This is a genomic window from Variovorax rhizosphaerae (assembly GCF_037889975.1).
Taxonomy (GTDB): domain Bacteria; phylum Pseudomonadota; class Gammaproteobacteria; order Burkholderiales; family Burkholderiaceae_C; genus Variovorax; species Variovorax rhizosphaerae.
In genome coordinates this window covers 353,692-375,885 of the sequence record NZ_JBBKZT010000005.1, presented here as the reverse complement: position 1 = coordinate 375,885, position 22,194 = coordinate 353,692, and the positions used below count along the sequence as shown (strand labels likewise).

19 protein-coding genes are annotated in these 22,194 nt (G+C 66.6%); 13 read left to right on the top strand and 6 right to left on the bottom strand.

The genetic code is table 11. The features are described from left to right. The first annotated feature begins 152 nt into the window (after positions 1 to 152). The 5 genes from WKW82_RS13220 to WKW82_RS13200 are packed head-to-tail and all read left to right on the top strand — an operon-like array spanning position 153 to position 5,284. The gene (locus tag WKW82_RS13220) at positions 153 to 1,505 is read left to right on the top strand and encodes an alpha/beta hydrolase (protein ID WP_340342738.1); all 1,353 of its coding nucleotides are present in this window, start codon (positions 153 to 155) and stop codon (positions 1,503 to 1,505) included. Next, on the top strand, positions 1,502 to 1,957 hold the full coding sequence (locus tag WKW82_RS13215; protein ID WP_340342737.1) for a hypothetical protein: 456 nt from the start codon (positions 1,502 to 1,504) through the stop codon (positions 1,955 to 1,957). The genes WKW82_RS13220 and WKW82_RS13215 overlap by 4 nt, the downstream gene beginning before the upstream one ends. A gap of 56 nt (positions 1,958 to 2,013) precedes the next feature. Then, complete coding sequence (locus tag WKW82_RS13210) at positions 2,014 to 3,096, top strand: alpha/beta fold hydrolase (RefSeq protein ID WP_340342736.1); 1,083 nt, start codon at positions 2,014 to 2,016, stop codon at positions 3,094 to 3,096. Beyond that, the gene (locus WKW82_RS13205; RefSeq protein WP_340342735.1) at positions 3,096 to 3,701 is read left to right on the top strand and encodes a GNAT family N-acetyltransferase; all 606 of its coding nucleotides are present in this window, start codon (positions 3,096 to 3,098) and stop codon (positions 3,699 to 3,701) included. The genes WKW82_RS13210 and WKW82_RS13205 overlap by 1 nt, the downstream gene beginning before the upstream one ends. 32 nt (positions 3,702 to 3,733) lie before the next feature. Next, positions 3,734 to 5,284 (top strand): long-chain-fatty-acid--CoA ligase, encoded by a 1,551-nt coding sequence (locus WKW82_RS13200; protein WP_340342734.1) that lies wholly within the window; start codon positions 3,734 to 3,736, stop codon positions 5,282 to 5,284. 97 nt (positions 5,285 to 5,381) lie between these two features. Here WKW82_RS13200 and WKW82_RS13195 read toward each other — a convergent pair whose 3' ends face one another. Continuing rightward, positions 5,382 to 6,125: an IclR family transcriptional regulator gene (locus WKW82_RS13195; RefSeq protein WP_340342733.1), complete on the bottom strand. Its 744-nt coding sequence runs from the start codon at positions 6,123 to 6,125 to the stop codon at positions 5,382 to 5,384. A gap of 101 nt (positions 6,126 to 6,226) precedes the next feature. Between WKW82_RS13195 and WKW82_RS13190 the strand changes: the two genes are divergently transcribed. From WKW82_RS13190 to WKW82_RS13170, 5 genes are read left to right on the top strand one after another with little or no spacing between them, the layout of a single operon-like run. Continuing rightward, positions 6,227 to 7,195: a Bug family tripartite tricarboxylate transporter substrate binding protein gene (locus tag WKW82_RS13190; RefSeq protein WP_340342732.1), complete on the top strand. Its 969-nt coding sequence runs from the start codon at positions 6,227 to 6,229 to the stop codon at positions 7,193 to 7,195. A gap of 26 nt (positions 7,196 to 7,221) precedes the next feature. Next, positions 7,222 to 7,899: an RraA family protein gene (locus tag WKW82_RS13185; protein ID WP_340342731.1), complete on the top strand. Its 678-nt coding sequence runs from the start codon at positions 7,222 to 7,224 to the stop codon at positions 7,897 to 7,899. A gap of 42 nt (positions 7,900 to 7,941) precedes the next feature. Beyond that, positions 7,942 to 8,973, top strand: coding sequence for an amidohydrolase family protein (locus WKW82_RS13180; protein ID WP_340342730.1), 1,032 nt, complete (start codon positions 7,942 to 7,944; stop codon positions 8,971 to 8,973). 34 nt (positions 8,974 to 9,007) lie between these two features. After that, positions 9,008 to 9,670, top strand: a complete 663-nt coding sequence (locus WKW82_RS13175; RefSeq protein ID WP_340342729.1) for a cupin domain-containing protein — start codon at positions 9,008 to 9,010, stop codon at positions 9,668 to 9,670. 41 nt (positions 9,671 to 9,711) lie between these two features. Beyond that, the gene (locus WKW82_RS13170; RefSeq protein WP_340342728.1) at positions 9,712 to 10,872 is read left to right on the top strand and encodes a peptidyl-alpha-hydroxyglycine alpha-amidating lyase family protein; all 1,161 of its coding nucleotides are present in this window, start codon (positions 9,712 to 9,714) and stop codon (positions 10,870 to 10,872) included. A 414-nt stretch (positions 10,873 to 11,286) separates the two neighbouring features. Here the strand turns inward: WKW82_RS13170 and WKW82_RS13165 are convergent, their stop codons facing one another. After that, the gene (locus WKW82_RS13165) at positions 11,287 to 12,798 is read right to left on the bottom strand and encodes an arylsulfatase (RefSeq protein ID WP_340342727.1); all 1,512 of its coding nucleotides are present in this window, start codon (positions 12,796 to 12,798) and stop codon (positions 11,287 to 11,289) included. Positions 12,799 to 13,201: 403 nt separating this feature from the next. On the opposite strand from WKW82_RS13165, the gene WKW82_RS13160 reads away from it, so the two are divergent. Both WKW82_RS13160 and WKW82_RS13155 read left to right on the top strand, forming a co-directional pair. Next, complete coding sequence (locus tag WKW82_RS13160) at positions 13,202 to 14,368, top strand: ABC transporter substrate-binding protein (protein ID WP_340342726.1); 1,167 nt, start codon at positions 13,202 to 13,204, stop codon at positions 14,366 to 14,368. Positions 14,369 to 14,729: 361 nt separating this feature from the next. Continuing rightward, entirely contained in the window at positions 14,730 to 16,940 is a 2,211-nt protein-coding gene (locus WKW82_RS13155) for an ATP-binding protein (RefSeq protein WP_340342725.1), read from the top strand. A 50-nt stretch (positions 16,941 to 16,990) separates the two neighbouring features. Here WKW82_RS13155 and WKW82_RS13150 read toward each other — a convergent pair whose 3' ends face one another. After that, positions 16,991 to 18,214 (bottom strand): YopT-type cysteine protease domain-containing protein, encoded by a 1,224-nt coding sequence (locus tag WKW82_RS13150; RefSeq protein ID WP_340342724.1) that lies wholly within the window; start codon positions 18,212 to 18,214, stop codon positions 16,991 to 16,993. A 195-nt stretch (positions 18,215 to 18,409) separates the two neighbouring features. On the opposite strand from WKW82_RS13150, the gene WKW82_RS13145 reads away from it, so the two are divergent. Next, a complete protein-coding gene (locus WKW82_RS13145) occupies positions 18,410 to 18,928 on the top strand; it encodes a WD40 repeat domain-containing protein (RefSeq protein ID WP_340342723.1) in 519 nt (172 codons plus the stop codon). A 201-nt stretch (positions 18,929 to 19,129) separates the two neighbouring features. On the opposite strand, the gene WKW82_RS13140 is transcribed toward WKW82_RS13145, so the two are convergent. From WKW82_RS13140 to WKW82_RS13130, 3 genes are read right to left on the bottom strand one after another with little or no spacing between them, the layout of a single operon-like run. Then, on the bottom strand, positions 19,130 to 20,062 hold the full coding sequence (locus tag WKW82_RS13140; protein ID WP_340342722.1) for an electron transfer flavoprotein subunit alpha/FixB family protein: 933 nt from the start codon (positions 20,060 to 20,062) through the stop codon (positions 19,130 to 19,132). A 2-nt stretch (positions 20,063 to 20,064) separates the two neighbouring features. Continuing rightward, entirely contained in the window at positions 20,065 to 20,814 is a 750-nt protein-coding gene (locus WKW82_RS13135; protein ID WP_340342721.1) for an electron transfer flavoprotein subunit beta/FixA family protein, read from the bottom strand. Further along, positions 20,811 to 22,019, bottom strand: a complete 1,209-nt coding sequence (locus tag WKW82_RS13130; RefSeq protein ID WP_340342720.1) for a CaiB/BaiF CoA transferase family protein — start codon at positions 22,017 to 22,019, stop codon at positions 20,811 to 20,813. Before WKW82_RS13130 ends, WKW82_RS13135 begins: the two co-directional genes overlap by 4 nt. Between the last annotated feature and the right edge of the window lie 175 nt (positions 22,020 to 22,194).

Genomic DNA, 22,194 nt, shown 5'->3' with positions numbered 1-22,194 from the left:
CCGACCTCGATGCCCTCGCTACGAAATCTTCACACCTTCAACGCCTGTAAAGCCGGATTTGCCCGCCCCCCGAGCCGGGGGGTGAGGCGCAGCGCAGCCCTGCGCATCCTGTGTGCATGAAGACCCCTACCCCCCAGAAGCCATCCTCGTCCATGACCACCGAATCGAATCGCCTCGCCACGCGCGGCATGCCATTGACCCTGCGATCAGGGAAGCCGGACCGTGAAGTCCGCGCCTTCCTGCGCTGGTGCAACCTGGCGCCGGGGCAGATCACGGATCGCTCGGTGGGCACGCAGCGCAAGGTGTGGCGGCTGATGTCCCTGGCGATGGGCCGGCGGCCGCGCGTGGCTTCGGTGACCCAGCGCACCATCGCCGGCCCCGGCGGGCCGATCGAATTGCGGATCTTCTCCACCGGGCCTTCGCTGAAGCCGCGCCCTGCGTTCCTCTGGTGCCACGGCGGTGGCTTCATCGTCGGCGGGCTCGACTCGGCGGACTCGATCTGCCGCAGCATCGCGTTGGCCACCGGCTGCATCGTCATCGCCGTGGGCTACCGGCTCGCGCCCGAGCATCCGCTGACGGCCTGCCGCGAAGACTTCCTGGAAGCGCTGCACTGGGTCGCTGAGACCGGCCACACGATCGGCATCGACACGGCGCGGCTGGCCATCGGAGGCGACTCGGCCGGTGGCAACATCTGCGCCGCCGTGGCGCAGCACGTCACGCGCAATGGCGGGCCGAAGCTCAGCCTGCAGGTGCTGGCCTATCCGGCCACCGACCTGGTGGAGGAGTTCCCTTCGCTCGTCGAGAACGCCAAGGGCTATCTCATCACCGAGCAAGTGTTGCGTGGCGTGCTGTCGCACGTCGGCGAAGTGACCGATGCGCAAGATCCGTGGCTTTCGCCGCGTCGCCAGCCGGACCTGTCGGGCTTGCCGCCCGCGCTCGTCGTCAGCGCCGGCTTCGACCCGATCCGCGACGACGGCCTGGACTATGCCGCACGCCTGCGCGCCGCCGGCGTGCCGGTGAAGTTGCTGCACTACCCCGGCCAGATCCACGGCTTCCTCAACTTCGATTCGGTGATCAACGGCGGGCGTGACGCGCTCCAGCGCATCGCCGCCGCGTTGAACTTCGCCTTCCGCGGCGAACCGGCGACGGACTGCACCGTCGAGATCGCCGACGGTCCCGCCCACACGCTGGTCGCAGCGCTCAGGCCGCTGGGCGAACTGCTGATGACCTCGGTGATCGGCTGGGCCACGGCCGAGCGCGTCTGGCTGGCGCTGTTCGGTCGCCTTTCGCGGACCGCCGACATCGCAGCACGCAGCGTGGCCGAGTCGCGCTACGTGCCCGGCGCCTTCTTGCGCCGCAGTGCCGTCGCCCAAGGCAACGGCCTCGAAGCGCGCCAGACCTGGCCGCATGCCACGAGCCTGCATTGCATGCAGGCCCGCAAGCCCAATGAATCCTCGCCGCAGCGCGACATGCGCGACCGGCCCTCCCCGGAAAGATCCACATGAGCCCCAAGCAACTCCTCGACCCACTGGCGATGTGGCGCGAGGCCATCGACCGCCTCGAAGGCGGCATCAACGCCGTCGCCACGCGCAACATGGAGACCGAGAAGTTCTCCCAGGCGCTGGCCCTGGTGCTGCGCGCCGGCCTCGGCACGCAACACCTGTTCGACAAGAACCTGGCCAGGCTCTACGAGCGGCTGGGCCTGCCGAGCCGCAGCGAACTCGAGGCCGTCGCCGCGACCATGCGCCGCATCGAGGACAAGCTCGACCTGCTGTTGCCGGCGCCTGTTCCGGCGCATCGGCCGGCGCGCACCAAGCGTGCGCCGGTCGCCGCGCCAGCATTGGCGGCCCACGCCGCTTCGGCAGAGGCCAAGGTCGTGACACCCGGCGACCGTGCAGCGACCACTGCGCCATCGAGTCGACGCGCTCGCGTCTCCGCTGCAGGGAGCAACACATGAGCCAGCTGGCCACTCCCAACGCGAATGCCCCAGCGCGCAGCACAGAGGCTTCCCGAATGAACGTCGCCGCAAAGAGCGAACAAGCGTCCCTCACGCAGCGCCTGCGCACCGAGGTCGACCGCGCCATCCAGCGCAGCTTCAAGGGCCTCGAATACCTCGGCTCGCCGGCGCCGGCCGTCGGCACCACGCCACGCACCCTGGTGCACCGCCGCGGCACCCTCGGCCTGTACCACTACCACGCGCAGAGCAGCGAGGTCTACCGCGTCCCCCTGCTGCTGGTGATGGCCACCACCAACAAGAGCTACATCTTCGACCTGGCGCCGGGCCAGAGCCTGATCGAGTTCCTGCTCAAGCGCGGCTACGACGTCTATGTGATGGACTGGGACGCACCGACGCTCGACGAGAAGCGCCTGAAGTTCGAGGACTACACGCTCGACTTCATCCCCGACTGCCTCCGCCGGGTACAGGAACGCTCGGGCGAGCAGGACGTGACGCTGGTCGGCTATTGCATGGGCGGCGTGCTCGCGACCATCTATTCGGCCCTGCATCCGGACGGACCGGTGAAGAACCTGGTGTGCTTCACCACGCCGATCGACTGGTCGAAGATGACGCTGTTTCAGTCGATGGCCGACAAGCGCCACTTCGATGTGGACCGCCTGGTCGACACGCTGGGCAACGTGCCCTCGCGCGTGGTGATGGGCGCCTTCGAGGCGCACCGCCCCATCAGCAACGTCGCCGCACAGGTGCGCCTGTGGGACAACATGTGGAACGACCAGTACGTCAAGGGCTACCGCATGATGGACCGCTTCGGCGCCGAGACGCTGCCGCTCGCGGGCGAATACCTGCGCCAGACCGTCAAGCAACTGGTCTGGAAGAACGCACTGAACGACAACACCCTGCGCGTGGGCGGGCGCACCGTCGACATCCACGACATCCGCGTGCCGCTGCTGCATGTGACCGCGAAGTTCGATCACCTGGTGCCGCCCGAATGCGCCGCGCCGCTGGTGGCACAGGCGAGTTCCACCGACAAGACGGAAATCCAGTTGCCGGGCGGCCACGTCAGCCTGGTGGCCGGCCCCAACGCGGTCAAGCGCATGTGGCCCGCACTCGATCAATGGCTTTCAACGAGATCCGAATGATGAACGACACAAACACCCAGATTCGCGCGTACCCGCGCAAGCACCTGCTCGGCAACGCATCCGTCGAGGTCGACCTGCTCAAGCCGGCGGATGGCGCGCAGGTTGCTGCCTTCATCCAGAAGCTGCCGACACACGACCTCCTGTTCGCACGCCGCGACCTGAGCCACCCGAAGGTCGTGACCGCCTGGCTTGACGCGATTGCAGCAGGCAGCATCACCAGCCTGGCCGCACGCTCGAACGGCGAACTCATCGGCTGCACGGCCATCGTCGCCGACGTGCACTCGTGGTCGCGCCACGTGGCCGAGTTGCGCGTGATGACCTCGCCGCACTGGCGCGGCCGCGGCCTGGGTCGCCTGCTGATCCAGGAGTGCTTCGCGCTCGCCCTCGGCATGGGCCTCGAAAAACTCATCGTGCAGATGACGGTCGACCAGCGCTCGGCCATCGCCGTGTTCGAGGAGCTTGGCTTCCGCGCCGAAGCCGTGCTGCACGACCACGTGAAGGACCGCGACGGCACCACCTACGACCTGGCCATCCTGAGCCACAACATCGCCGAAGTGCAGGCCCGCTTCGAGGTCTATGGCGTGGCAGACGCCCTCAACAACTGATCCCATTTCTTTAAACACAACGGAGACAAATCATGCAAATCACCCAATCCCTGCGCCGCTCTGCGCAACTCTTCCCCCGCCGCACTTCCACCGTGTATGGCGACCGCCGCCGCACCTGGTCCGAGACGACCAACCGCGTCGCGCGCCTGGCCGGCGGCATCGCAGCGATGGGCGTGCAGCCCGGCGAACGCGTGATGATCCTGGCCTCGAACAGCGACCGCTACATCGAGACCGTCTATGCCGTGATCTGGGCCGGCTGCGTCGTCGTGCCCGCCAACACGCGCTGGGCGCCCGGCGAGCATGCCTACGCATTGCAGGACAGCGCGCCCACCCTGTTCCTGGTCGACCAGGACTTCGTCGAACTGGCCCGCAAGCTGCCCGGCTTCGACCCGCGCCGCACCGTCTACATGGGCGACGATGCCCAAGCCGGCCTCGTGTCCTATGAATCGCTGATCGCCGACCACGCGCCGCTGCCCGAGCGCGCCAGCCAGGGCGAGGCCATGGCCGCCATCATCTACACCGGCGGCACCACGGGCTTCCCCAAGGGTGTGATGTTGTCGCATGACAACCTGGTGCTGGCGACCGTCACCTTCGCGATGGAATGCCCGTACGAGCAGGACACCGTCTTCCTGCACGTGGCGCCGATGTTCCACCTGGCCGCGTTGAGCTCCATGTTCAGCTACACCTCGGCCGGCGCCACGCACGTGGTTGCGCCGCGCTTCGACCCTGCCCTGATCTGCAACATGATCGCGTCGGAGAAGGTCAACATGACGCTGATGGTGCCGACGATGATCGACTTCATCGACCGCTACCTGCAGGCCGTGCCCACCGACGTCAGCTCGCTGCGCAAGATGATCTACGGCGCCGCGCCGATCTCCGAAGCGCTGCTGCGCCGCGTGATGAAGTCGCTGCCGAACGTCCAGCTGTTCCAGGGCTATGGCCAGACCGAGATGTCGGGCGGCGTGGTGGTGCTGCGCCCCGAGTTCCATGCGGTCGAAGGCCCCAACGCGCGCCTGCTGCGTGCGGCCGGCCGCGCCAGCATGGCCGCGGAGATCCGCATCGTCGACGAGGAGATGAACGAAGTGCCGCGCGGCACCGTCGGCGAGATCGTGGCACGCGGTGCGACCGTGATGCTGGGCTACTGGAACAAGCCGGAGCAGACCCGTTCCGCCATCGTCGATGGTTGGCTGCGCAGCGGCGATGCGGGCTACATGGACGAGGAAGGCTTCGTCTTCATCGTCGACCGCCTGAAGGACATGATCGTCTCGGGTGGCGAGAACGTGTTCTCGGCCGAAGTCGAGAACGCGCTGGCGCGCCACCCCGCGGTGCTGGAATGCGCCGTGATCGGCATTCCGCATGAGAAGTGGGGCGAGGCGGTGCATGCGGAACTGCGCCTGCGCGATGGCTTCGAGGTGGACGAGGAAGCGCTGGGCACGCATTGCGCCGAGCTGATCGCGAGCTACAAGCGCCCGCGTTCCTTCAACTTCCGCACGGAGCCGCTGCCGCTGTCGGCAGCCGGGAAGATCCTCAAGAACGAGTTGCGCAAGCCCTATTGGGAAGGCCAGGCGCGCAGCATCGCCTGAACTGACGAGTACCCCCAGGGCAATTGCGCCGCACCTGGGGTGGCGGGGAGACGGGCCGATCTGCTGGCGCGATCTGAACGGCGTGCTGCGGCGTTGCCTACGGATGCCATGTCGACCTGGCCGTCGTCACGCGCTGGATCGCGGAGTCGTCGTCGTAGCTGAGCTTCGCTGAAAGCGACTCGGCAGTGCGCTTCAAGCGGGGTGCGAGCTTCGCGAGCCTCGCTTCCACGTTGCCTTCCACGGGCGCGCCAATGCACAGCGCCCCCACGACCCGCCAGCGGCTGCCGAACACCGGCACTGCGATGCTTGCCGATGCCTTCTTGGCCTCGCCGACCGTCACGTGGAAGCCGCGCGCGCGGATCTGGTCGTAGAGCTCGCCGCGCTGACCCATCGCGGCCAGCATCACCTTGCCGGCGGCGCCTTGGTCGAGTGGCATGGACTCGCCGACGCGTGCGTTGCTGTGCTGCGCATCGGGGAACATCACCTTGACCAGGCGCACGCGCCGGTCGCCCTCCTGCACGAAAAACGAGGCATCGTGCCCCGTGGCATCGGACAGCTTGCGCAACGCGGGCTCGATGTTCGCGCGGATGTCGAAGGACACCTGGTAGCGTGCCCCGAGCGAAGCCGTTGCCGGACCCAGCCGCCATTCGGCACGCTCGTTCTGCGCCACGTACCCGCTCGACGCCAGCGTCTTGAGCAGCCTGAGCGCGGTCGCCTTCGGCAACTTCACACGCCGGCCGATTTCGCTTAAACCCAGGTGCGGCTCTTCCACGGTGAAAACATCGAGGATGGCGAGCGCGCGCGACGCTGAGAGCACGGTCGAGTCAGGGTTAGTACGCATTCTTCGACTTCCATCGGTTCACCTGGTGGACCGAAATTGTAGTGATGGCCGGGCATCCCTAACCTTCGTTCCACAGCAACCAGACGTCAAGGAGACACACCATGAATCGGCGCCTCGCCATCTTCACAGCCCTTGGGATCGCCACCTCGGGACTCTTCGCTTCCTCCGCGTCGGCCGCCGCCGACTACCCCGACAAGCCCGTCCGCATGATCGTGCCCTACGCCGCCGGCGGTGGGGTCGACAACATTGCCCGCGTCGTCGCGACGCATTTGGGCGCGAGGCTCAAGCAGCCGGTCATCATCGACAACCGGCCCGGCGCCAACGCCAACATCGGCGCGGACGCCGTCGCCAAGGCCGCGCCGGATGGCTACACGCTGCTGATGGGCGCGACCTTCCTGGCCTTCAACCGGGCAACGATGAAGGTCATTCCATACGACGCCTCGCAGGACCTGGTCCCGGTGGCCCGCACAGGCAAGGCGCCTTTCGTGCTCGTGGTGCCCGCATCCTCGCCATTCAAGACGGTGGCGGAGCTGGTCGAGTACATGAAGGCCAATCCGGACAAGGCCTCCTACGGCGCGGTGGGCGCGGGCTCGCCGACCAACCTGATCTTCCCCAAGAACACCGGCACCAACCCGGTCCAGGTGCTCTACAAGGGCGGCGCGGCCGCCATGCCCGACCTCATCGCCGGACGCCTGACCTACATGATCCAGACGACCAGCGAAGTCCTGCCGAGCATCGCGAGCGGCAAGCTGCGCGCACTGGCCGTGTCGGGCAGCACGCGCTTCGGACACCTGCCCGCGGTGCCCACGATGAAGGAAGCCGGCGTGAAGGACCTCGAAGGCACGGGCTGGTGGGGACTCTTCGCGCCGGCAAAGACACCGCCGGCCGTGGTCCAGCGCCTCTCGGACGAGATCCAGGTGGTGATGAAGCAAGCCGACGTGGCCGCGGCGCTCGACAAGCTGGGCATCGAGCCCGCACCCATGCCGGCCGCCACCTTCGCGCCGTTCTTCGAAGCGGAACTCAAGAGCTATGTCGAGGTCGCCCGCCAGTTCAACCTGACGGCCGAATGACGCGCACGCGGATCAAGGAGAGTTTCATGCAACCCGGTTTTCAGGTTCTCAAGCGCCGGCATGCCGTCGGCAAGGAATGGGTCGACCCGTTCAGGTCGATCCCCGTGGCGAACATCAGCGATTCCATGTCGCGACTCAACTCCGGCAGCGCCAGGCTGCGGCCGATGCACGCGGGCGGCGTGCTGTGCGGGCCCGCTGTGACGGTCAAGAGCGCACCAGGCGACAACCTCATGACGCACATGGCGTTGAACATGGCGGTCGAAGGCGATGTGATCGTGGTCGACGCCGGCGGCGACCTCACCAACGCGATCATCGGCGAGCGGATGCTGGCCTACTGCATTGCGAAGAAGTTCGCGGGCATCGTCATTCACGGTGCGGTGCGCGATTCGGGCTGGATCCGGAAGCAGCACTTCCCGGTGTATGCCTGTGGCGTGACGCACCAGGGGCCGTACAAGAACGGGCCAGGGGAGATCAACACGCCCATTTCGATCGGCGGCATGGTCGTCTGCCCGGGCGATCTCGTGGTCGGCGACGAGGACGGCCTGGTCTGCGTGCCTCGCGCTTCCGTCGAGGCATTGCACGCCAAGGCGGCTGCGAAGTTCAAGCATGAAAGCGAGACCTTCGCCGCCATCGGCCAGGGCGACAACAACGCCGCCGGCTATCGCGCGCAACTCACCAGGCTCGGCTGCTTCTTCGAGGCCTGAGCAAGGCCACCCGCATCAAACCCATCCACCCAGAGACCCATCATGATCATCGACTGCCACGGTCACTACACGACAGCGCCAGCGGCGCTCAAGGACTATCGCGCCCGCCAGACAGCCGCATTCGAATCCGGCCACGCGCTGGCGCCGGACTTCGCCATCAGCGACGACGAGATCCGCGAATCGCTCGAGCAGAACCAGTTGCGCATCCAGCGCGAGCGTGGCGTGGACGTCACCCTGTTCTCGCCCATAGCAGGCGCCATGGCACACCACGTCGGCGACGCCACGACCAGCCAACACTGGACCCGGGCGTGCAATGACCTGATCCATCGCGCGGTGGAGATGTTCCCCGACGAGCTGGTCGGTGTGTGCCAGCTGCCCCAGTCGCCCGGCGTGAGCCCGGCGAACTGCATCGACGAACTCACGCGCTGCGTGGAGGAACTCGGCTTCGTCGGCTGCAACGTGAACCCCGACCCGACCGACGGCTTCTGGACCGACCCGCCGATGACGCAGCGCCACTGGTATCCGCTGTTCGAGAAGATGGTGGAGCTCGACGTGCCGGCCATGGTGCATGTGAGCTGTTCCTGCAACCCCAACTTTCACCACACCGGCGCGCACTACCTCAACGGCGACACGACGGCCTTCATGCAGTTCCTGCTGTCGGACATCTTCAAGGACTTCCCGGAGTTGCGCTTCGTGATCCCGCACGGCGGCGGCGCGGTGCCGTACCACTGGGGGCGCTATCGCGGGCTGGCCGACCAGCTCAAACGGCCGCCGCTGGAGGAGATGATGCGCAACGTGTTCTTCGACACCTGCGTCTACCACCGGCCGGGCGTGGAGTTGCTGCTGGAAGTGGTGCCGCCGGACAACGTGCTGTTCGCGTCCGAGATCGTGGGTGCGGTGAAGGGCATCGACCCACGCACCGGCTACCACTATGACGACACCAAGCGCTACATCGATGCGGTCGAATGGCTCACGCCGGAGCATCGTGCCAAGGTGCTCGGCGGCAATGCGCTGCGCGTCTACCCTCGGCTGGCCGAGCGCCTCAAGGCCCGACAAGGCCTGGCGATCGCGTAGTGGGTCTACAGGAACAACCAAGGAGACAAGCCACATGAACTTCAATCGTCCGACCGTCGCGGCGAGAGTCCTCGCAACATGCAGCCTCGCTTCCATGCTCGCGCTGGGCGGCTGCGCAACATCGAGCGGTTCGCCGTCGGCACGCATCAATCCGACCGACCCGCAGCCGACCTGCACCATGTGCCCGGGCACCTACATTTCGTTTTTCGAGATGGATGCCTATGCGCAGAAGGCCCTGAAGGAGAAGCTGGTTGATCAGCAGGTGCGGGCCGTCGATATCGGCAAGGCCAACGTCGGCATCGGGCGCGTGCATCGCGGCAAGCTGGACAAGCCGTCGCCCAACTCCGTGGCGGAGCACGACCATGTGAGCGAGGTCTATCACGTGATCTCGGGCTCCGCAACGCTGGTGCTGGGCCCTGACATCCTCAACAGGGAGAGGCGCCCCGCCACGATGCCGACCGTCGTGCTGCAGAACGGCCCTGGCAACAACGGCTCCGAGGTTCGCAATGGCGTCGCGTACGACATCAAGGCAGGCGACGTGGTTGTCATCCCGGCAGGGACCGGCCATTGGTTCACGAAGATCGATGACCACATCGACTACCTCATGGTCCGCATCGACCCCGACAAGGTGACGCCCACCAAGAGCGAAGCGCAGTCGAAGGAGTATTTGTCCAAACCCGCGCGGCGTGGCGAATGATCCGGCTACAGAATGGCAATCCCCAACGGAGGACCACCCCCATGATGTTCATCGAACGACTCCAAGCGGCTTGCACGCGGCAGCACCTGGGATCCGTGCTGGCGAGCTTGCCAGTGGCCTTGATGATGGGCGCCGCGTCGCTCCTGTTGTCCGCCTGCGCATCGACGGGCGTCGGCAGTGCGCCCGCGGCCACGCGGTACGCCGTGGATCCCTACTGGCCGAAGCCGCTGCCCGACAAGTGGCTGTTCGGCGCCGTGGCGGGCGTGGCCGTCGACAAGCACGACCACATCTGGATCATCCATCGGCCGGGCAGCTTCACCGATGACGAGAAGGCCGCGTCGTTCAATCCCCCGCGCGCCGCCTGCTGCATTCCCGCACCGTCGGTCGTCGAGTTCGACGCCGATGGCAAGGTCCTCCGCTCCTGGGGCATGGCGGGCGCCGGCTTCGATTTCCCCAAGCGCGAGCACGGCATCTACGTCGACCCGCAAGACAATGTCTGGATCGCCGGCAACGCCGACCAGGACCATCAGGTGCTCAAGTTCACGGCGGACGGCAAGTTCCTGCTGCAGATCGGCAAGGCGGGCCAGACCGGCGGCAGCAACGACATGAAGCTGCTCGGCAAGCCAGCGCACATGGAAGTCGATGCGGCGGCCAACGAGTTGTACGTGGCGGACGGCTACGGCAACCGGCGTGTCATCGTGTTCGACGCAACCACCGGTGCCTACAAGCGTCATTGGGGCGCCTATGGAAGCAAGCCGGACGACACCAAGACGACCTACGACCCGGCCGCGCCGCCGTCGAAGCAGTTCGGAAGCCCGGTGCATTGCGTGCGTCTCGCGAAGGACGGCATGGTGTATGTCTGCGACCGCGAGAACAACCGCATCCAGGTGTTTCGCAAGTCCGGCGAGTTCGTGCGCGAGTTCTTCCTGGCCAAGGACACCCGGCTGATCGGGTCCGTCTGGGACATGGTGTTGTCGCCGGACCCGAAGCAGACCTGGATGTACGTGGCGGACGGCGCGAACAACCAGGTGCATGTGCTGTCGCGCGAGACGGGTGCCGAGGTGTCCGCGTTCGGGCGCAATGGGCGGATGGCCGGGCAGTTCCATTGGGTGCACAACATCGCGATCGATTCGAAGGGGAACATCTATACGGCCGAGGTGGACACAGGCAAGCGCTTGCAACGGTTCACGCCCGTTCCCTGAAATGGAACCCACCCCCGAATACGCCTGCGGCGCCCGGGCGGCCGCCAGAGGCGGCTGCTCTTGCAGGCCGTCCAAGCCTGCGCAGGCAGGCTTGGAGCCGCGGCCTTCAGCCCCTCAAGGGGGCGCACCCAGCGGCCCGGCAGAGCCGGTTCCGCGGGTGCCCACGAACAGGCATTGCTCGCACTGGTTTCATGCGTCGCGGGTCACGCGATAGCGTTGTGGAAAACTGAGATGAAGGGTGTGAGCCACTTCAATCGATGCACACGGCGATGGCGCGTTCTGGCCCCTGCAGGTGGCCGAGGTCGGCATCCGTTGCTTCGTGCCGCACCGGGCTGCGACCCCACGGCGTGCAGCATCGCCTGAGGTCGACTGTCGGGCGTGGCGAGCGAAGACGCTTCTTCTCTCGCCAAGCCGTCAGCCCTTCGGCATCAGCTTCTCGACCACCTGGTCGATGCTGAAGCTCGCGGCGCGGGCGCGCGGCGGAAACTCCTTGAAGCTCTCCAGCCACTGCGCGATCACCGGCGGCGCGCTGTACAGCAGGAAGTTCTGTTCCATGAACCAGTCGTTGTACTTGATGCTTTCTTCGCCACGCTCGAAGGGGTCGGCGCGAAGGTCGTAGAACTTGGGCACGCGCATCGGCGACAGCGGCTCGCGCCATGCATTGATGCCCTGGCTGCGCTGTTCGGAAAAGACGATCTTGTACTTGCCCATGCGGATCGCCATCATGTCGCCGTCGTCGCTCCAGTAGAGGAAGGCGGTGCGCGGGGACGTCTTTTCCTTGCCGGAGAGGAAGGGCAGGAGGTTGTAGCCGTCCAGGTGCACCTTGAAGGTCTTCTCGCCGACCGGGTGGCCTTTCTTCAGCTTCTCGACCAGGTCCGTCTCGCCATTGGCCGCCGCGAAGGTCGGGATGAAGTCCTGCAGCGAGCAGATGTCGTTGATCACCGAACCGGGCTCGATCACGCCGGGCCAACGCATCACGCACGGGATGCGCCAGCCGCCTTCCCAGTTGGTGTCCTTCTCGCCGCGGAACGGCGTTGCGCCGCCATCGGGCCAGGTGCAGACCTCCGCGCCGTTGTCGGTGGTGAAGACGACGATGGTGCTGTCGGCCACGCCCAGGTCATCGACCTTCTTCAGCAGCTCGCCCACATAGCCGTCCAGCTCGACCATGCCGTCGGGGTAGAGGCCGAAGCCGCTCTTGCCGCGCGACGACTCCTTCAGGTGCGTGAACACGTGCATGCGCGTCGGATTGAAGTAGCAGAACCAGGGGCCGCCCTCCTTCGTCTTGCGCTCCATGAAGTCCAGGGCCGCGCCGAGGAATTCCTCGTCCACCGTCTCCATGCGCTTGCGCGTCAGAGGGCCGGTGTTCTCGATGACCTGCTTGCCGACCTTGCCGAACTGCTCGTCGACGGTGGTGTCGTCCTTGTCGCTGGCCTTGCACTTCATCACGCCGCGCGGGCCGAACTTCTTGCGGAAGGCCGGGTCCTTGGGGTAGTTCTCGTACTCGGGTTCTTCCTCGGCGTTGAGGTGGTACAGGTTGCCGAAGAACTCGTCGAAGCCGTGCACCGTGGGCAGGTGCTCGTTGCGGTCGCCGAGGTGGTTCTTGCCGAACTGGCCGGTGGCATAGCCGTAGGCCTTGAGGAACTGCGCGACCGAGGGGTCCTCCGCACCCAGGCCGAGCGTGGCGCCCGGCATGCCGACCTTGGTGAGGCCGGTGCGGATCGGCGTCTGACCCGTGATGAAAGCGGCCCGCCCCGCCGTGCAGCTCTGCTGGCCATAGAAGTCGGTGAACAACGCGCCCTGCCGCGCGATCCGGTCGATGTTGGGCGTGCGATAGCCCATCACACCGAGGTTGTAGGCGCTCACGTTGAACCAGCCGATGTCGTCGGCCATGATGAACAGGATGTTGGGCTTGCCTTGGTCGGCCATTGCAGGTGTCCTTTATTGACGGCGCCGGCGCATTCCGGTGCACCGACCATCATCCCGCGCGCTTGTGGGGCGGGGAATTGCACCTTGGGGCAGCGCGGCGCGCCAGCCGACGAACGGCAGGCGCGCCTTCTGCCGTGCGCCATTCGTCGCCCCAATCAGGGCCTGCCCGCCCACCCGATTCGGGGGGGAGGCCGCGCCGCCCGAACCCTCATCCTGCGTCAAGGAGGCTCTGATCAAGTCAGCCGCGAGAGGGCGCGACCCTGGTCGGGATGGGATGCAAGGCGCAAACCACAGCCATGGCCGAAGCTATGGCGAGGATTTGCAACGCCGCAGGCCGCCCGGGCAGAGGATGTGCGATCCGCGGATGACTTGATCAGAGCCTCCCCTATCAACGAGGAGACGCATGAAACTGAAGATCGCCGCTTTTTCCGTCGCACTCGGCCTGTGTGCCGCTGCGTCCGCCCAGACCCAGGGCGTCAGCAAGTCTGAGATCGTGGTCGGCACGATTCAGGATGTCTCGGGCCCCGCGGCAGGCTTCGGCAAGCAGGCGCGCGCGGGCATGCAGCTGCGCATCGACGAACTCAACGAGCAGGGTGGCGTGCACGGCCGTAGGGTGCGGCTGGTGGTCGAGGATTCGGCATACGACCCGCGCAAGGCCATCCTGGCGGCACAGAAGCTCATCAACCAGGACCGCATCTTCGTGATGGCCGCGCACATCGGCACCGCCCACAACCTGGCCGTGCTGCCGCTGCAGCAGGAGAAGAACATCGTCAACTTCCTGCCGCTGACGGGCGCACGCGAGATGTACGAGCCGCTCAACCGCCTGCGCTATGCGCTGAGCGTGCCCTACTTCGACCAGCTGCAGGTGACGGTGCCGAAGCTGATGAAGGACAAGGGCCTGAAGCAGCCCTGCGCGCTCTACCAGGATGACGAAGCCGGCCTGGAGATGCTGCGCGGTGCCGAGGCAGGCCTCAAGACCCTCGGCATGCAGATGGCCGAGAAGACTTCGTACAAGCGCGGCGCGACGGACTTCAGCTCGCAGGTGGCACGGCTCAAGGCCGCCAACTGCGACCTGGTCGTGCTGGGCACGATCATCCGCGAGACCGTGGGCACCATCGCCGAGGCGCGCAAGACCGGCTTCAACCCGGTCTTCATCGCGACCACCGCCGCCTACACCGACCTGGTCCCCAAGCTCGGCGGCAAGCCGATGGACGGCCTCTATGCCGCGATGACCTCGCAGCATCCGTACCTCGACGACGCGTCGCCGCCGCTGCGCTTCTGGGCCAACAAGTACAAGACGCGCTTCAACGAAGACCCGACCGTGGTCTCGGTCTACGGCTACACGGTCATGGACCTGTTCGTGAAGGCCGCCGGGAAGGCCGGCCCGGACCTCACGACCGACAGCTTCATCAAGGCCATGGACACGCTCAGCGTCCCGGCCGACATGTTCGGCACCGACGCGCTGAGCTTCTCCGCCACCAAGCGCCTGGGCAGCGACGCCACGCGGTTGTCGCAGCTGGAGGATGGGCGGTGGAAGGTGGTGTCGGGCTACGCGCGCGCGGCGCGTTGAGGGGCCCTCCCGAGGAACGTCTGGCGCCGCTACCGCCAGGCGTTGCCGACCTGCATGTACCTGGTACCGACCTCCGGGGCCGGGCATGGCAGCGAATGGGCAAGGCCCTGCACGCCGCCGCCCAGCCCAGTACCGCTGATGCCCTAGAACGAAAGTTCGACGTTGGCGCGGCCGATGCCGCCGCGATAGCGCCAGTGGTCGTCGTCGAAGCCGGCAATTGATCGTGCGTGCAGCGCCGCGTGCACTAATGGGCATCTGAAAGGAATGTCAACGTGTATAAATCAGGCCTTCCATTGATCACCCAGGGAGGCCCGATGCAATCGAACCCAGATGTCCCCGCGCGGCCGGGCGCGGCAGGTACATGAGCCATTCACCCGTCACCCTGTCCACCGTCAACCTCGACAACTGCGACAAGGAACCGATCCACACCCCCGGCTTCATCCAGCCGCACGGCGTGCTGCTCGCACTGGACCGGGACGGCGTCCTGACGCATGCCAGCCGCAACGCGCGCGCACTGCTGCCGGTACTCCCGCCCCTGGGCGAACGCCTGTTGCCAACCCAGCTGGCGGACGACCCCGCCCTGCACGACGCGCTGGCGCAGGTGGGGCAACAGGTCGGCACGGAGGACGAGGTGCCGGTGCGGGCCGTCGAGGCGGCCTTCGACGGCGTCGTGCATGACGTGGTGATCCACGGTTTTGCCGGGCGCCTGATCATCGAGTTCGAGAAGCGCCGGCCCGGACAGGGTGCACTGGCTTCCTTCGCGCTGCTAGCGCACCGCAGCATGAGCCGCATGCGCGGGCGCCGGGACATCGTCGCCATGATGGAAGAGGCGGTCGGCGCCGTGCGCGAGCTCACCGGCTTCGACCGCGTGATGGCCTACCGCTTCGCGCACGACGACAGCGGCGAGGTGATCGCCGAGTCCTGCGACGGCAGCTTCGAGCCCTACCTCGGCCGGCGCTTCCCCGCCTCCGACATTCCGGCGCAGGCGCGCCGGCTGTACACCATCAACACGCTGCGGCTGATCGCCGACGTCAGCGACACGCAGGTGCCTGTGGATGCCTTTGCCTCCGCAGACGGTGGCGATCAGGCGCCACTCGACCTAAGCCATTCGGTACTGCGCAGCGTCTCGCCGATCCACATCGAGTACCTGAAAAACATCGGCGTGGCGGCTTCGATGAGCGTGTCCATCGTGGTCGGCGGCCGGCTGTGGGGCCTGATCGCCTGCCACCATGCCACCGCGCACCGCGTGCCCTATGCGATCCGGATGGCCTGCGACGTGCTGTCGCAGATTCTGTCGTCATCGGTGCAGGCGGCACTGGAGAAAGCGGGCGCGGCACGGCAGTCGGCGGCGGCCGTCGTGCGTTCGCGGCTGGTCGACATCGTGTCGCAAGGCGTCGAAGGCCGCGAAGGCGGCGCAGGCGTGCAGGCGCTGGAGTCGGTAGCGCGGCAGGCGATCGCGGCCGACGCGTTGTTGCTGTCGCATGCGGGCAAGCGCCTGCAAAGTGAGGCGCTCCCCGACGAGGCCGCCTCACGGCTCCTGCGTTGGCTGGACGCGCAGAAGGACGACTTCATCGCACTCAGCGAGGGCACGCTGTTCCCGCCGCTGCGTCCTGACGGCGCGAGGCCATTCTGCGGGCTGCTGGCCATGCGCTTCGACCGACTGCACCACGGCTGGCTGGTGCTGCTGCGTCACGAGCAGGTCGAGACCATCACCTGGAGCGGGCCGGCGGACAAGGTGGCGCGCGTGGGCCCGCTCGGCGCGCGGCTGACGCCGAACGGATCGCTCGCGGAATGGCGCCAGATGGTGGAAGGCACGGCGGTACCGTGGGATGCCATCGATCTCCAGATTGCACGCCAGCTGCTGGATGAACTGAGCCGCGCCACGGCCGCGCGCAGCGCCGAGATGGAACGCGCCCGCTCGCAATTGCTCGCCGTGCTCAGCCACGACCTGCGCGACCCGCTGCAGTCGATCAGCATGGCCGCCCGCATCCTGGAACACGGCACGTCGAGCGCCAACATGGGCCAGCGCATCGCCGCATCCACCGGGCGCATGGAACGCCTGATCTCGCAGGTGATGGACATGAGCCGCCTGCACGGCGGGCTGGGCCTGGGGCTGGTGCTGCGTCCGGCCGACCTGTCCGGCATCGTGCGCGGGCTGATCGAGGAAGCCTCGCTGGCCTACCCCAGCGCGCTCATCCACGCGCAGTTGCCGCCGGCGCTGAGCGTGCAGATGGATGCGGATCGCATGGCACAAGCCGTCGGCAACCTCATCGGCAATGCCCGTCACCACGGTGTGCCAGGCAAGCCGGTCGAGGTGCATTTGCAAGCCGTGGACGGCACTGCGGTGCTGACGGTGTCGAACGCGTCAGGCCCCATTCCGCCGGAGACGGAAGCCGTGCTGTTCGAGGCGCTCAAGGAGCGTTCGCGCGGCAATGTGCGCAACCCCAATGGACTGGGACTGGGCCTCTACATCGCGAGCGAGATCGTGAAGGGCCATCGCGGCAGGATCAGCTACCGGCACGAGGATGGGCGGGTGGTCTTCCGCGTGGAATTGCCGGTCGCCGGCGCCTGAAGGTCTCATGATCTTCGGCAAGGGCGTAACACGCAGCTGCGTGAGGAAAATCAGAGCATGGCGATGACTTGCGTCATGTGGTCCTTGGCCATTGCAAACTCGCTGCCATGCGTGAGGATCACCGGGCTCCTGGTTGGCGGATTCGCTTCGAACTTTGTCTTCAGTGAGTGGGAAATCCTCACATAGCCATTGCGAATACGCTGATTGCCGAAAGTCGGGATCTGTCGATTGGCTTCATCGTTTTCCTTGATCAACTGAGCCTTGAGGGCAGCTCTTGCAGCATCGGCCGGCGATAGAGACGGCGCGACCGACGCAGTCCTGCCAGGCGTTACCGCAAGGGCCGGCCTGCCGGGGCTGTAGGGATTCACGGCTGCGCCCGTGGCCGGCTGCCCGGCTGCCTGCGCCCCAGTCGACGGAACCTGCGCGGCAGTTGCGCCTGGCGCGAGCGCTGCACCGACCAGATTCGGAGGGCCGAAAATGATGTAGCTCATCTCTTGCGCCCTCGCTGAAGAGCATGTCGAGTAATAAGCCGTGTTGGACATGCTGGTGTAGAAGAGGATTCTGAACATTGCCTTGAGGCCATCCGCATTGCACGAGAAGACCCCGAAGTTCGGATCGAACAGGTAGAAGGAGTCCGCATCGGTGCGCACGGCCTTGCGCTGCCACACAGCCACGGCATGGCCGCTTTGCGCAACTCGCCCGAACCCGAACTTGGTGACCGCACCGGGCTGGAGGCCTGTGGTCTCCAGGTCCGACAACCAGACATCCCCGGGCGGGTAGGTGGCCATCTTGCTGGTGATCATCGTCAACTGGGTAAAGGACTTGCCTTTTGGTTGCTGGGCTTCAAGCTGGGACGCCTTTGCCGCCCATGAACTTGGCCTTACTGCGCTGACCGCGCCCCCCTCCCAATCAAGGGTGTTGTTTGCGATCCAGGCATTTCCCATTCGCGCCACCGAGTTGTATGCGCGCTCCTTGCTCTCCGCCAAGGTGCGACCATCCTTCGTGCCTCGGCCCGCGCGCATGGCGTCGTATCCGTAAGTCACGAAGTTCTCCCGCCCCGGCTGGCTGAGCAGCACGCGGCGCGCCCAATCCAGGCACACGCCTGCGCAGTAGCCAGAGCCCAGCGACTGGCCTCCGACACCCGCAACGATGTTCCCCCCACGCACGCCCAATTCCTCCTGAAATTTGGTCTGATTGAATGACCCGATCGTTGCGCCGTGCTGCGCGAGCAATGCAGCGATTTCGGCCGGTGTTTTCAGACTGTAGTTAGGCATGACATCCTTCCAGTTTGGATCGCTGCAAAACTTGACTGGATGCCGACCCTTGGCCCCAGCAACCCTTGGCGATTTTCGAGTGCACAAGCGGCGAAGTCCACCAGACCCAAGCCATATGACTGCTCCGCCGCAGCGTCGGAACTCTCGGCTTGCGTTCTCGGATCTGCCACCAGGCCAGGCCGATCCGTCACGCACGTGGCCCGCAAGGCGTTGCGCTTCGCCTCGGAACGATCACGCAGGGCATACGGCCCCAAACACACGTTCGGCATCGAAAACCTCTTGCTCCCGTGTGCACCATGCTGTGTGAGTCAGCTCGGCGCATTCGGCTGGCTGGTGGGATGGAGACTGCTTGCAGGCAACGCGCCCAGGCACGTCGACCACGAACAATTCGTGCAGGCACAGTGCGAGACACGGTCCTCGGGGCACTGCGCGACTGGCCGCGCGGGCGAGGAGGACAAGGCGACACCGGCAACGCCCGGCCCGCCCGCGGGTGTTCATTTCCTATTCGCGCAAGAAGGGCCGCCGACGGATCAATGCGCCGCCGGTGCCACGCGGCTCGTTGGCTTGTCCACCGGCAAGATGCTTGATGGTGCGTTGACGGGACATCGCGCCGCAGTCACTGCACCGGCGTTCAATCCCGATGCCCCGCTGGCGTCGGACGACATGGGGGGCCACATCGCGTTCTGGGACGACCCGGTCAACGCATGCCGCTGAACGCGCCGCCGCCCTGCCCGGCCGCAGTGCCGGGGCTGGGCCGGGACGCGTCCCGGACACTGTTCAGCGCCAGGTGCGAGGGTGCCATGGAGAGCGCGCTCTCCATGGCGCGCTGCGGCGCCGAGGCCCGCGCGGCCGCCGCCGCGCGGACTTCCATCAGACATTGCCTCAGGAGTGCCATGGTTTGCCTCCCCTTGCTGCTTACAACGCGCCCGCGAACTCGGGCACCGCGGCGAACAGGTCCGCCTCCAGCCCGTAGTCCGCCACGCTGAAGATCGGCGCTTCCGGATCCTTGTTGATCGCCACGATCACCTTCGAATCCTTCATGCCGGCCAGGTGCTGGATCGCGCCGCTGATGCCGGCGGCGATGTAGAGCGAGGGTGCGACGACCTTGCCGGTCTGGCCGACCTGCAGGTCGTTGGGCGCATAGCCCGCATCCACCGCGGCGCGGCTCGCGCCCATGGCGGCGCCGAGCTTGTCGGCCAGCGGCGTGAGCACTTCGTTGAACTTCTCGCTGGAGCCGAGCGCGCGGCCACCGGAGACCACGATCTTCGCGGCCGTGAGTTCGGGGCGGTCGTTCTTCGTGACTTCGCGGCCGACCAGTGTCGATGCGCCGGTGTCGGCGATGGCCGTGATGCTTTCGATGTCTGCGCTGCCGCCCGTGGCGACCGCTGCATCGAAGCCGGTGCCGCGCACCGTGATGACCTTCACCGCATCCACGCTTTGCACCGTCGCGACCGCGTTGCCCGCGTAGATCGGACGCTCGAAGGTATCGGGCGACACCACGCGCGAGATCTCCGACACCTGCGCGACGTCCAGCTTCGCGGCCACGCGCGGCGCCACGTTCTTGCCGTGCGCCGCCGCGGGGAACAGCAGGTGGCTGTAGTCACCGGCCACCGCGAGCACTTGCGCCGCGACGTTCTCGACGAGTTGCTCGGCAAACTGCGGGCCGTCGGCATGCAGCACTTTGGCGACGCCGGCGATCTGCGCAGCGGCCTGTGCAGCGCCCGCGGCGTTGTGCCCCGACACCAGCACATGGACCTGGCCGCCGCAGCTGCCGGCAGCGGTCACAGTGTTGAGGGTGGCGCTCTTCAGTGCGCCATGGTCGTGTTCGGCAATGACAAGTACGGTCATGATCAGATCACCTTCGCTTCGTTCTTCAGCTTGTCGATGAGGGTGGCGACGTCGGGCACCTTGATGCCGGCGCCGCGCTTGGCGGGCTCGGCCACCTTCAGGGTCTTGAGGCGCGGCGACACGTCGACGCCAAGGTCTTCGGGCTTGACGGTGGCCAACGGCTTCTTCTTCGCCTTCATGATGTTGGGCAGCGTGACGTAGCGCGGCTCGTTCAGGCGCAGATCGGTCGTGATGATCAGCGGCAGCGCGGACTTCACCGTCTCCAGGCCGCCGTCGACTTCACGCGTCACGGTGGCGAATCCATCGGCGATTTCCACCTTCGATGCGAAGGTCGCTTGCGGCACGTTCAGCAGCGCGGCCAGCATCTGGCCGGTCTGGTTGCAGTCGTCGTCGATGGCTTGCTTGCCGAGGATGACGAGGTCCGGCTTCTCCTGGTCGACCAGCGCCTTCAGCAGCTTGGCCACGGCCAGCGGTTGCAGCTCTTCCGCGGTCTCGACCAGCACGCCGCGGTCGGCGCCGATGGCCATCGCGGTGCGCAGCGTTTCCTGGCATTGCGCCACGCCGCAGGACACTGCCACCACTTCGGTCAGCACGCCCTTCTCCTTCAGTCGCACGGCCTCCTCGACGGCGATCTCGTCGAAGGGGTTCATGCTCATCTTCACGTTGGCGATGTTCACGCCCGTGCCGTCGGCCTTCACTTGCGCCTTGACGTTTGCGTCGAGAACGCGCTTGACTGCTACCAATGCCTTCACGCTGCTTGCTCCTGTTGAATGGTCGAGTAATCGGGATTCGGCTTCACGCCGTCGGGACGCAGGCCCAGGCCCTGGCGCTGCAGGCGGGCGATGGTGTCGGCGTCGAAGCCCCAGTCGCCCAGCGCCTCGCGGCCGTGTTCGCCGCGATCCGGCGCGCTCCTCGGCAATGCCGAGGGCGTGGCCGAGAAGCGCGGCGCCGGGCCGGGCTGCACCACACCGCCCACTTCGATGAAGCTGCCGCGTGCGCGATGCTGCGCATGGTTCGGCGCCTCGCCGAAGCCGAGCACCGGCGCGACGCAGGCATCGCTGCCTTCGAACACGTCGCACCACTGGGCACGCGTGCGGCTCGCGAAGACCATCTCGAAGGCGGCGCGCAGTTGCGGCCAGCCCTTGCGGTCGTGCTGCGAGGGCAGGCCCGCATCGGCCAGGCCGAGCTTGTCGATCAATTCGGCATAGAAGCGGCCTTCGACCGCGCCGACCGTCATGTAGTGGCCGTCGCTGGTCGCGTAGGTGTCGTACCAGGGCGCGCCGCTGTCGAGCCAGTTGGTGCCGCGCTCTTCCTTCCAGTTGCCGGAAGCGATCATTCCCCAGAACACCGCGCCCAGTTGCGCCGCGCCTTCGATCATGGCCGCATCGACCACCTGGCCGACGCCGCCGCGCTGCACGTTGAGCAGCGCCGCGAGCACGCCCATGGCCAGCAGCATGCCGCCACCGCCGTAGTCGCCGACGAGGTTCAGCGGCACAGCAGGCTTTCCACCGGCGGGGCCGATGCCCGAGAGCACGCCCGACAGTGCGATGTAGTTCAGGTCATGCCCGGCGCGATCGGCCAGCGGGCCGGTCTGGCCCCAGCCGGTCATGCGGCCGTAGACCAGTTTCGGATTGCGCTTCAATGCCACGTCGGGGCCGAGGCCGAGACGCTCCATCGCGCCGGGACGGAAGCCCTCGATGACCACGTCGGCGCGCTCGATCAGCTCCAGCGCCGTGGCAACGGCCTCAGGCTTCTTCAGGTCCAGCGTGACCGAGCGGCGCCCACGGCCCGTGATGTCGATGCGAGGGCCGCTTGCCTTGGGCCCGAGGTCCGAATGCGCCACCGGGCGATCAATGCGGATCACGTCCGCGCCCATGTCGGCCAGCAGCATGGTGCCGAACGGGCCGGGACCGATGGCCTCGAACTCCAGGACGCGAATGCCGGACAAAACACCCATTTGGAAATCTCCACGTTGGTTCAGGAAGGGCCCGGCGCACGCTCCAGGGCGTTGCAGGGTCGATGGAGACAAGTAGATCAGGCCGGACCGCCCGTTGAGCCCACCCCCATTGGGGGGGTCGCCCATGCACCTGCACAACGGGCCGATGCTGCTGCACAATGCCCCGCTGCACCGG